Origin of the sequence: Ovoidimarina sediminis (assembly GCF_032586175.1) — a bacterium.
Taxonomy (GTDB): Bacteria; Pseudomonadota; Alphaproteobacteria; order Rhodobacterales; family Rhodobacteraceae; genus Ovoidimarina; species Ovoidimarina sediminis.
In genome coordinates, this window is sequence record NZ_JAWHTE010000004.1 from 298,280 (window position 1) to 308,817 (window position 10,538).

General features: G+C 64.7%; 9 protein-coding genes. 5 read left to right on the forward strand and 4 right to left on the reverse strand.

The genetic code is table 11. The features are described 5' to 3' along the window. The first annotated feature begins 33 nt into the window (after positions 1-33). Complete coding sequence (gene glnA, locus RXV90_RS07565; RefSeq protein ID WP_316647911.1) at positions 34-1,440, forward strand: type I glutamate--ammonia ligase; 1,407 nt, start codon at positions 34-36, stop codon at positions 1,438-1,440. A gap of 219 nt (positions 1,441-1,659) precedes the next feature. Then, positions 1,660-2,379 (forward strand): sulfotransferase, encoded by a 720-nt coding sequence (locus tag RXV90_RS07570; RefSeq protein WP_316647912.1) that lies wholly within the window; start codon positions 1,660-1,662, stop codon positions 2,377-2,379. On the opposite strand, the gene RXV90_RS07575 is transcribed toward RXV90_RS07570, so the two are convergent. Genes RXV90_RS07575 through RXV90_RS07590 form a run of 4 tightly spaced genes read right to left on the reverse strand, consistent with a single transcriptional unit; the run spans position 2,376 to position 6,542 of the window. Continuing rightward, positions 2,376-3,437, reverse strand: coding sequence for a Gfo/Idh/MocA family protein (locus tag RXV90_RS07575; protein ID WP_316647913.1), 1,062 nt, complete (start codon positions 3,435-3,437; stop codon positions 2,376-2,378). The two genes, RXV90_RS07570 and RXV90_RS07575, sit on opposite strands and share 4 nt — an antisense overlap. Further along, complete coding sequence (locus RXV90_RS07580) at positions 3,430-4,437, reverse strand: Gfo/Idh/MocA family protein (RefSeq protein ID WP_316647914.1); 1,008 nt, start codon at positions 4,435-4,437, stop codon at positions 3,430-3,432. The genes RXV90_RS07575 and RXV90_RS07580 overlap by 8 nt, the downstream gene beginning before the upstream one ends. Beyond that, complete coding sequence (locus RXV90_RS07585) at positions 4,434-5,489, reverse strand: Gfo/Idh/MocA family protein (protein ID WP_316647915.1); 1,056 nt, start codon at positions 5,487-5,489, stop codon at positions 4,434-4,436. The genes RXV90_RS07580 and RXV90_RS07585 overlap by 4 nt, the downstream gene beginning before the upstream one ends. Before the next feature lie 54 nt (positions 5,490-5,543). Then, entirely contained in the window at positions 5,544-6,542 is a 999-nt protein-coding gene (locus RXV90_RS07590) for a DUF2125 domain-containing protein (RefSeq protein WP_316647916.1), read from the reverse strand. 63 nt (positions 6,543-6,605) lie between these two features. Between RXV90_RS07590 and RXV90_RS07595 the strand changes: the two genes are divergently transcribed. The 3 genes from RXV90_RS07595 (at position 6,606) to RXV90_RS07605 (ending at position 10,464) form a co-directional block, all read left to right on the forward strand. After that, on the forward strand, positions 6,606-7,151 hold the full coding sequence (locus RXV90_RS07595) for a gamma-glutamylcyclotransferase (protein ID WP_316647917.1): 546 nt from the start codon (positions 6,606-6,608) through the stop codon (positions 7,149-7,151). 75 nt (positions 7,152-7,226) lie between these two features. Next, a complete protein-coding gene (locus tag RXV90_RS07600; protein WP_316647919.1) occupies positions 7,227-8,402 on the forward strand; it encodes a biopolymer transporter ExbB in 1,176 nt (391 codons plus the stop codon). 4 nt (positions 8,403-8,406) lie between these two features. Continuing rightward, the gene (locus RXV90_RS07605; protein WP_316647921.1) at positions 8,407-10,464 is read left to right on the forward strand and encodes a peptidoglycan -binding protein; all 2,058 of its coding nucleotides are present in this window, start codon (positions 8,407-8,409) and stop codon (positions 10,462-10,464) included. Positions 10,465-10,538: the final 74 nt, after the last annotated feature.

Genomic DNA, 10,538 nt, shown 5'->3' on the forward strand with positions numbered 1-10,538 from the left:
AAACGGCCAAATTCAAGAAGGAAAAGGGCGACTATGAGTAAATCTGAGATGCTCAAGACCATCAAGGACGAGGAAGTCGAATACGTCGACATCCGCTTCACCGACCCGCGCGGCAAGCTGCAGCATGTGACGGTGATGTCGGATCAGGTTGACGAGGATTTCCTTGACGAGGGCTTCATGTTCGACGGCTCGTCGATCGCGGGCTGGAAGTCGATCGATCAGTCGGACATGAAGCTGATGCCCGATCCGTCGTCGGCCTATATGGATCCGTTCTTTGCGGAAAAGACGCTTGCGGTTCACTGCACGGTGCTCGAACCCGACACGAACGAACGGTATGAGCGCGATCCCCGGGGCACGGCGCGCAACGCTGAAGAATATCTGAAGTCTTCCGGAATCGGCGATGTGGCGTATTTCGGGCCTGAAGCGGAATTCTTCCTGTTCGACGACGTGAAATATTCCGTCGAGATGAACAAGGTGTCCTACGAGGTCGACGCGCTCGATGCGTCCTGGAACACCGATACCGAATACGAAATGGGCAACATGGGGCACCGCCCCGGCATCAAGGGCGGCTATTTTCCCGTGCCGCCGGTCGATGATGGCCAGGACATTCGCTCGGAAATGCTGTCGACGATGAAGCGGATCGGCATGAAGGTGGACAAGCACCACCACGAGGTGGCGTCGTGCCAGCACGAGCTGGGCCTCATCTTCTCGTCGCTGACCGACCAGGGTGACCAGCTTCAGAAGTACAAGTACGTGATCCACAATGTGGCGCACGCCTACGGCAAATCGGCGACGTTCATGCCGAAGCCGATCGCGGGCGACAACGGCACCGGCATGCACTGCAACATGTCGATCTGGAAGGACGGCAAGCCGCTCTTCGCGGGCGACAAGTACGCTGACCTGAGCCAGGAAGCGCTCTACTATATCGGCGGGATCCTGAAGCATGCCAAGGCGCTGAACGCGTTCACCAACCCGTCCACCAACTCCTACAAACGCCTTATCCCGGGCTTTGAGGCGCCCGTTCTTCGCGCCTACTCGGCGCGGAACCGTTCGGGCTGCGTGCGGATCCCGTGGACCGAAAGCCCGAAAGCCAAGCGTGTGGAAGCCCGTTTCCCCGATCCGTCGGCGAACCCGTATCTTTGCTTCTCGGCGCTTCTGATGGCCGGGCTAGACGGGATCAAGAACAAGATCGATCCCGGCGAGGCGATGGACAAGGATCTGTACGATCTGCCGCCGGAAGAGCTGGAAGGCATCCCCACCGTCTGCGCGTCCCTGCGCGAGGCGATGGAGGAACTCGAGGCCGACATGGACTTCCTGCTTGCGGGTGACGTGTTCACGAAAGACCAGATCGAAGGTTACATGGAGCTCAAGTGGGAAGAGATCTATGCCTTCGAGCACACGCCGCATCCGGTTGAATTCAAGATGTACTACAGCTGCTGAGTGAGTTTGAGCAGCAGATGTTCGGGGCGTCCTTCGGGGCGCCCCGCTTTGTTTCGGGGGCCGGGAGGGGGCGCTGCCCCCACCGCCCGTGCCGAGCGGCCCCCCGGAGTATTTTGCCAATGTGGAGGGGCAGCCTGGCAGACGGGGCATTGCCGGGCCAGGCAGCATTGACGATGATGGGCCGGGCGGAGCGTGCGGGGTGACGTTTGTGAGGCAGGCATGAAGATCGTCATGGAGGAGGCCTGGCTTCAGACACGTCGTCTGAAGCGGCATCTGTTTCTCGAGGCGGAACGCGTGAAGCTGAACCTTCAGGGCCGACGGCCCGGATTCAAGGTTTTCTGCGTCGGCCGTGGCAAGACCGGCACGACATCGATGGAAGCCGCGCTGCGGGGGCTTGGCTTCCTGATGGGAGATGAAATCGAACTCAGGTATCGCCATTTCCTGTACTGGGCCGACCGCAACTTCGAGCCGATCCTCCGGTACTGCGCGCGCTACGACGCGTTTCAGGACCTGCCGTTTTCAGCGCAGGACACGTTTCGGTACATGGACGACGGTCTCCCCGAGTCGAAATTCATCCTGACCGTGCGGGGAAGTTCCGAGGAGTGGTATGACAGCGCGGTGCGCTATCAGATCAAGCGCCTTGGTACGGGCGGGTCCTTGCCAGACCGTAAGGCGCTGGAGCGGGCGCCGGATTTGCGGCGGGGCTGGACGCTTAGGATCACGGAGTTCTATGGAACCACACCTGAATCGCCCTTCGACCGGGATCTGGCGATTGCGGGTTACGAAGCGCATAACGCCGCCGTAAAGGCGCATTTTCGGAACCGCCCAGATGATCTTCTTGTACTGAACGTGGCGGAGCCGGGATCCTACGGAAGAATGCTCGATTTTCTCGGCATGACCAGTTCCGAAAGAGAGTTTCCCTGGCTGAACAAGACCTAGAGCGCGGGAAGCCAGCTTTGCCGGAACGGCTCTCCTGACGCGACCGGGAGCGATACGGGGCGGTCGTCGCGGGCAGAGGCGTAGATTGCCGTGACGAGTTCGATCGAGGCGCGCGCATCAGCCAGGGTCACTGGGCCCGAAGGTGCGCCGGAGAGCGCGTCGGAAATTGCGGCAAAGAGGCCGGCATAGCCATTTGGCCCCTCTTGTGACGATGCGACGATGGCGTCGACTTCGGGCTGGCGGGTAGGATCGCGTGCGAGATAGGCCCACTCACCCTCGGCCGGCTTGTAGGGATTGGTGCCGCTCTCCGCCGTAAGGTTCTGATACACAAGGCGGATGCGCGTTGTGTCGCTGGCCGCGCCGAGGGTGACAGAGCTTGTCACGGGGGTGCCGTCGGTGAGCGTGAGGGCGAGGGCGGCGCAATCCTCGACCTCGATCGGATTGGCACGGGTGGCCAGCCGCGCAAAGACAGAGGCGACGGGGCCCATCGCAAAGCTTAACCAATCATGGGCGTGGATCGCGTGCCCGAGGATCGCGCCCCCCATCTCGCCCGCCCAGGTGCCGCGCCAGGGAACGGCGTAATAGTCGCCGCCCCGGTTCCAATGGGTTTCGAGAGCGGCGGCCAGAGGCGTGCCGAGAAACCCGCCGTCGCGGAGGGCGGAAAGTGCCCGGGCGGCGGGGCCGAAGCGATATTGAAAGACGGGGAAGACGCGCGCCGTGCTTGCGGCTTCGGCCACTTCGATCCGGTCGATTTCGGCAAGGCTGGTTGCAAGCGGCTTTTCGCAGATCGTGTGTTTGCCCGCTGCGAGGCTGGCAAGAATTGCTTCGGTGTGGAGATGCGGGGGGAGGCAGATGTCGACGATATCCAGGTCGGGATCGGCGAGCAGGCTTTCGAAATCGTCGGTGACAGTGAGTTCGCCCGCGATGGCTCGGGTGCGGAAGAGGTCGAGATCGCAGATCGCGGTGACCTCGAAGCGGTCGGGCAAGGCGCGGTAGGCTTCCAGATGCTGGGCCCCGATTCCGGCGCCGACGATGGCGGTGCGCAGGGGATCAGCCACGTTCGGCCAACTCCTGCGCGCGGATCGCTAGCTCCATTACCGCGAAGGGATGGGTTTGGGGCATCGCAGTTTCGGACCGGTCGCGAATGTCGGCAAGGAGCCGGTCGAAATAGGGAAGCGGACCGCCGGCGCAATCGATCCGCGTGTTTTCAGTTCGGTTCACGAGGTAGAGGGTGTCGGTGCGGTGCGGCTGACCGATATCGGTGTATTTGCGGATCTCGATCGTGCCCTCGGTGCCAAGCAGAAAAAGCCGACCGTCGCCCCAGGTGGGCAGGCCATCGGGCGTGAACCAGTCGACGCGGATGAAGCCGTGGCCGCCGGGCGTGGCCAGGGATGCCTCGCCGTAATCCTGGAAACCGGGGTACTCGGGGCGAGTGGTGTTCTCGACATGGGCGTGGAGGATGCGGGCCTCGGACGAGCCAGTGAAATAAAGGACCTGATCGATCTGGTGCGAGCCGATATCGGTGAGGATGCCGCCGTAACGGGCCCGCTCGAAATACCAGGGCGGGCGGGTTGAAAGGTTCTGCTTGTGGGGGGCGAGCGTCACGACCTGCACGACACGGCCGATGGCGCCTTCGGCCACGAGTTCTTCGGCCCGGGCGACGGCGGGCACCTGGAAGCGCTCGGAGAAGTTGACCGACCAGATGCGACCGGTTTCGTATTGCGTCCGTTGCAGGGCTTCAAGCTGTTCGAGCGTGGTGCATCCGGGTTTGTCCGTCATCACGTCCTTGCCATGGCGCATGGCTTCTGCGGCAAGGGCGGCGCGGTCCGCCGGGACGGCGGCGATAAGGATGAGGTCGATCCCGGGATCATCGAGGATCGCCTGCTTGGTGACGGTGCGCGGAACGCCGGGATAGGTTTCGCGGAACTTGGGTTCGGTGACGGCGGGCCCGTGCGTCCACCACGCCTTGAAGGTCGCGCCACGGGCAAGAAGGTGGGAGAGCATCCCGAAGATGTGACCGTGATCAATTCCGAGAACGCCGATTGAAGGGCCTGTCATTCTGGGATCTCCGGTTGTGTCGGGGCGCCGGATCGCGCGGCGCGTTCGATGGCGTCAATCAGTGCATGGGCGGCGAGCGCCGAGCGGGCCGGGGCAACGGGAGAGTGCCCTTTGCGCAGGGCAGCGGCGAAATCCGCGATGACGTCACGGTGCCAGTCGGAGGTAAATGCCATCGGATCGGCCCCGGCGCCGGATGAGGCAACGGTGCCGATCGTTTCCGAGCTGCCGTCTTGGCGGTTAATCTCGATCTCCGCGGCACGCAGGGCGACGGAAGCGTCGCGGTAGTGCAGGCGAATTTCCTCGGTGCGGCCCGGGAAAGCGGCAGTCGTGGCGAAGAGGGTGCCGACCGCACCGCCCTCGAAAGTGAGGCCGGCGGTGACGAAATCCTCGGCTTCCATGTCGTGAAAGCCCGTGGTCGCCGTCATGGCGGTGAGCGACGTGATGGGGGGCGTGAAGGTCAGAGCAAGGTCAAGAGTGTGGATGGCCTGGGTGAGAAGGACACCACCGCCGTCGCGGGCATAGGTGCCGCGTCCAGGTGTGTCGTAATAACTTTGCGGGCGCCACCACGGGACAGAGATTTCGGCGGCGCGGAGCGGGCCGGGCGTTTCATCCGCGATCCACGCCGCAAGGTGGCGGGCTGAGGGACGCACACGGTGCTGAAGGACAATTCCAAGCGGGATACCGGCGGATTCGGTGATTTGGCAGAGGCGGGCGGCGGCGGCAAGCGTACGCTCGATCGGTTTCTCCATGAGGATTGGCTTGCCGGCGGCGGCAAGCGCTTCGACGATTTCCTGCCGCTGGTCAGGGGGCGTGGCGAGGATGACGAAGCCGATGCCTGGATCTTCCGCGATTTCGGTCAGGGATGCTGCGGCGTCTGGCCGGAAGGGAAGGGGGCCGGCCTGGGCGTTGATGAAGCGTTCTGCCGAGCCCGGGCTGCGGGCCAGGACGCGGGTCAGCCGGATCGAATCTGCGAGATCCGCCAGTGCCGCGGCATAGGTCGCGCCGACCATGCCTGTTCCGATCAGGGCTACGTTGACTGGGTTGTCCGGCATGCATTCCTCCGTCCCCTGGAGCAGTCTTTCGCGCCGGCGCGTGGCCCGCAAGCCCTAACGGATTACGAAGGCAGGCGCGCGGCCGAGAGGGATGGGGCCAAGGGAGACAAAGCCATTCTGAAAACTCAGAGGCGCGTCGATGGTGCGGGGGTTGCCTGTGAGCCCTGCGAGGATTTCGAGCCCGCGCTCGAGCGTGTCGGCGATGCCTTCCGGCAGGCTTCCCGAAGCGCGGGCGACGGCCACCATGTCGCGCCAGTTTGTGGCACGGATCGTGATCCGGCCTTCCGGGGTGCCCTTTGGGTCGACCGTCAGGCTACCGGCGGCGTCGAGCGCCATATCGCCCCAGCGGGCAGAGGCGCCTTCGAGTTCGAGGCGAGTGATCTGTGGACGGCGATCCTCGATGGCGCGCCTGTCCCACGGGGCGTCGAAGGCGACGCGTGCCTCGAGCGTCATTTCAGCGATCACCTGAGGCAAAAGGCCGGTGGGATCAATGATACGGAGCAGCGGTGCGGCGGGTTCCAGATCTCGGGTGGCGAAGCGGATGTCGTGTGCAAGTGGGTCTTCGTCGAGCCGACGGGTGACGAGAGAGCCCGAGGCCAGCGCGGCCGTCCAGCCCGCCGTCGAGGCGAAGGTCAGGTGTTCCAGGGTGATGTCGCTGTCGTCGAGGGCAAGGTTGGGCCCCGGCACGAGACCGAGAAAGCCCTGCATCGTCTGCGACCGGATTTCGATCCGTTCGAAGGGCGAGGCGATGGTTTGGGTTTCCGGCCAGGTGGCGGTGACGCGCGTCGGGGCATAGGCCGCGGCCGTGAAGGAAAAGACCGGCGCGTTCCAGGCGAGGCCCGTATCGGGATCGGCGAGGGCAAGATCTGTCAGCCGGGTTTCGAGTGTCAGGGGAAAGCCCCGCGTCGCGACCTCTGCCTCGGCTTGCCAGCCTTCGCCTTCACGGGCCTGTAACCAGGTGTCGATCCCGCGCGTTATGCCCTGCTGCGCAACGACCCACCAGCCGGACCACACGATGGCCGCGAGGATCGGGAGGGCGAGGAGTTTTCGCATGGCTGCCCTTTTCGGTTGGTGCCGTCCATGATTTAGAGAGTGCGGACAGGAAGGGCCAGCCGGATGACAGAACGCGACCTCTGGGTCTTTGGATATGCCTCCCTGATCTGGGATCCGGGCTTTCCCGTAGCCGAGCGTCGGGTGGCACGGCTGAAGGATTTCGCGCGCAGTTTCTGCATGCTGTCGGTGCACCACCGGGGTACGGAGGAAGAACCCGGGCTTGTTCTGGCGCTTGACGCGCATCCGGGCGCGGCCTGTGAAGGCGTCGCCATGCGCGCCGAACCGGGCAGCGAGGCGGAAACGATGGGCTATCTGAGGGAACGCGAGCTGATTTCGTCGGCCTATCTCGAACAGACCGTGCAAGTGCGGCTGGAAGACGGGCGGGAAGTCGCGGCGGTGACTTATGTGGTGGACCGGGCACACCGCCAGTATTGCCAGCTTTCGCTGGAAGAGCAGGCGGGACGGATCGCTCACGCCGTGGGCGGGCGCGGGCCGAACGACACCTATCTGTTCAATACCGCGCAGCACCTTGACGAGCTTGGCATCGCCGACGAGGAGTTGAGCTGGCTTGCCCGCCGGGTGCGGAAGATCAAGGCCGGACCACAATAATTTGCGTGTTGGCAGGGGCAGACGCAGCCTCTATTGTGTTTAACAACGATAACCAGCGGCAGGACAGGCCTACATATGGACCGGCTGGAACGAGAGGCGCAGGCGCAGTTTACCCAACCGGTGCGGCAGATCATCCTGATGATCATCGTGCTGCTGCTGGTAGGGGGATTGGCCTATATCGCGTGGCCAACGGTGGCGCCGGTTTTCCTGGCGAACCTTTGGCTCAACGGCGTGATCGGGGCGGTCTTCGTGATCGGGGTGCTCGCCTGTTTCTGGCAGCTCTGGCAGCTTGTCTCGTCGGTGATCTGGATCGAGGGCTTCGTGCAGGAACGGCCCGGGCACCAGTTTACCCGTGCGCCGCGTCTTCTGGCCTCTCTCGCTGCGCTTCTGAGGGCGCGGGGTGCGCGGGCACAGCTTGGCACTTCGTCCTCGCGGTCGATCCTCGATTCGGTGGCAACGCGGATCGACGAGGCGCGGGATATCACGCGATACATCGTCAACGTTCTGATTTTCCTTGGTCTTCTGGGCACGTTCTATGGCCTTGCGACGACCGTTCCGGCGGTCGTCGATACGATCCGATCGCTGGCCCCCGCAGAGGGCGAGGATCTTGGTGGGGTCAACGTTTTCTCCCGTCTCATCACCGGGCTCGAGGCGCAGCTCGGCGGAATGGGCGTAGCGTTCTCGTCCTCGCTGATCGGGCTTGCGGGATCGCTCGTCGTCGGACTTCTCGAACTTTTTGCAAGTCACGGGCAGAACCAGTTCTACCGCCAGCTTGAAGACTGGTTGTCGACCATCACGCGGGTCGGCTTTGCCGGTGGGGATGCCGATGGCGACAGCGGGGGCGGCGGAGCGACGGCGGCGGTGCTTGACCACATGGCCGAGCAGATGGATGCTCTGACGACCCTTTACGAGTCATCGGACGCGTCGCGCAATCTTGTGGATGAGCGGTTGAGCAACCTCGCTGCGAGCGTGGAGCGTCTGGTCGAGCGGATCGAGCGCGAGGACACCGCAGAGGCGACGCTCGCGCGGTTGGCGGCAGGGCAGGAACGCTTGGCCGCCGCGTTGGAGTCGGGTGTCGGCGGCGGCGGCGAGACGGATGCCGAGGCGCGTATGCGGCTTCGCTCGATGGATGTGCAGCTTCTGAAGATCCTCGAGGAACTGGCCAGCGGGCGGCAGGAGATGATGGACGACCTTCGTGCCGACATCCACAACCTGACCCGCGCGGTCGAGGCGCTGGGCCGGGGCGGTTGACCCCATGATGCGCCGCGCGACAAACCGCGTGTCGGGCTCGATCTGGCCCGGCTTCGTGGATGCGATGACGGCGCTACTGCTGGTTCTGATGTTCGTGCTGACGATCTTCATGATCCTGCAATTCGTGCTGCAGCAGACAATCACCGGGCAGGAAACCGAACTGGATGAACTGGCAGGCGAGGTCACGGCACTTGCGCAGGCACTGGGGCTGGAACAGCAGCGGGTGGCCAATCTGGAGGACCGCGAGGCGGAGCTTTCCGCGAGTCTGAGCGCGGCGCGGGACGAGGCGGCGAGCCAGCGCGCGCTGATCGCGACACTCAATGCACAGGTTTCGCAGCAGGCCGACGAGATCGCCGAACAGAGCGCCGCGATCACGAGTTTTGAGGCGCAGGTGGCCTCGCTTCTGTCGCAGCGCAATGAAGCGCGCGATCAGGTGAGTGCGTTAGAGGAGGCGCAGACCCGGCTTATCGACGAGCAGGAGGCGTTGCAGCTTGCCCTGGCGGCGGCCCGGGACGAGATTGATTCCGCCGCCGAGGCGGCCCGGCTTGCGGCTGCCCGGCGCGCGGCGCTCGAGGCCTTGACTGCGAGCCTCGAGGCCGAGCGGGACGACCTGTCTGAGGAACTGAGCGAAGCAGAAGCAGCACGACTTGCCGATGCTGCGGCAGCGGAAGCCCTTCGCGAACGGCTGGAGAATGCGGATGCCGAGCTGACGGCAATGACGCTCAGGCTTGAAGAGGAACGGCAGGCAGCGGAAGAGACGTTGACGCTTCTGGCCGCCGCCCGCGCGGCAGAGGAAGGGCTGACGAACCGCCTTGCCGAAGCCCTGGCCGATCGCGCGGCGCTGGCCGAGGAACTGGCGGTGCTCGAGGGCGATCGGGATCAGCTGAACGAACGGCTTGCCGCGGCAGTCGCGGCGCAGGCGGCGCGGCGTGAGGAACTTGCGGCGGCGGAGGCAGAGGCCGCTGAGCAGGCCGGGACGCTGGAGGAAGTGCAGGCTGCGCTGGCCGCGGCGGAGGCGGCGTTGCAGGCCGAAACTACGGCGCGTGCCGAAGCGGAGGCCCGGCTGACCGCGCTTGGCGAGGACGTGGCCGCACTTGAGGTGAGTGCCGAGGAGATGACCCGGCAACTGACGGCAGCGCTTGCCGCCGAGGCCGCGCAGTCGGCAGAGGTCGCGTCGCTTCTCGAAGATCAGGAGCGGCTGCGCGACAGTCTCGCCGCAGCGCTTGCCGCCCAGATCGAGGCGGAGCAGGCCGCGGAGGACGGCTTGAGCGAGGCGGAGCGGAACGCGCTTCTTCTGTCGCAGGCCAATGAGGCGCTGGCCGCGGAGGAGGCCAAATCGGCGGAGGGCCTGCGGCAGGTCGCAGCGCTGAACGGGCAAATTGCGGAGTTGCGCAGCCAGCTCAATTCCCTGCAGGGGCTTCTCGATGCGGCGGCGGAACGGGATGCGGCGGCGCAGGTACGGATCGAGACGCTTGGCTCAGACCTCAACACTGCGCTGGCGCGGGCCGCGGCCGAGGAACGGCGGCGGGCAGAAGCGGAGGCGGAGCGTGCCGAACTGCTGGCTGAACGAGCGGCGCGGCTCGAGGAGGAAGCGCGGGATCTCGAACGCTATCGGTCGGAGTTCTTCGGCCAGCTGCGCGATCTTCTGGGGCAGCGCGAGGGCATCGAGATCGTGGGCGACCGCTTCGTGTTCTCGTCAGAGGTGCTGTTCGAGATCGGCTCTGCCGACCTCTCTCTCGAAGGAGCAGACCAGATCGCCGGCGTGGCGCGGATCCTGCAGGAGGTTGCCGGTGCGATCCCGTCCGAAATCGACTGGATCCTGCGGGTCGACGGGCATACCGACGCGACACCGATCACCGGCGCATCGCGGTTTGCCGACAACTGGGAACTGAGCCAGGCGCGGGCTTTGTCGGTGGTGCGGTTCATGACCGAGCAGCTTGGCTTCCCGCCGCAGCGGCTGGCGGCGGCCGGGTTCGGGGAATACCGGCCGGTGGCGCCGGGCTCTTCACCCGAGGCGCTGGCGGCAAACCGTAGGATCGAGCTGAAGCTGACGGAGCGTTAAAGCATCCGACTGAAAACCTGAATCGCGGGGATTCCTGTTGGAGCTGATTTGTGATTCATCCTGTCTGGGAGGAT

What these genes read in the sequence shown, in the direction of transcription:
- glnA (WP_316647911.1), top strand. Translation starts at nt 34, where the DNA reads ATGAGTAAATCTGAGATGCTCAAGACCATCAAGGACGAGGAAGTCGAA.
- RXV90_RS07570 (WP_316647912.1), top strand. Translation starts at nt 1,660, where the DNA reads ATGAAGATCGTCATGGAGGAGGCCTGGCTTCAGACACGTCGTCTGAAG.
- RXV90_RS07580 (WP_316647914.1), bottom strand. Translation starts at nt 4,437, where the DNA reads ATGACAGGCCCTTCAATCGGCGTTCTCGGAATTGATCACGGTCACATC.
- RXV90_RS07585 (WP_316647915.1), bottom strand. Translation starts at nt 5,489, where the DNA reads ATGCCGGACAACCCAGTCAACGTAGCCCTGATCGGAACAGGCATGGTC.
- RXV90_RS07590 (WP_316647916.1), bottom strand. Translation starts at nt 6,542, where the DNA reads ATGCGAAAACTCCTCGCCCTCCCGATCCTCGCGGCCATCGTGTGGTCC.
- RXV90_RS07595 (WP_316647917.1), top strand. Translation starts at nt 6,606, where the DNA reads ATGACAGAACGCGACCTCTGGGTCTTTGGATATGCCTCCCTGATCTGG.
- RXV90_RS07600 (WP_316647919.1), top strand. Translation starts at nt 7,227, where the DNA reads ATGGACCGGCTGGAACGAGAGGCGCAGGCGCAGTTTACCCAACCGGTG.
- RXV90_RS07605 (WP_316647921.1), top strand. Translation starts at nt 8,407, where the DNA reads ATGATGCGCCGCGCGACAAACCGCGTGTCGGGCTCGATCTGGCCCGGC.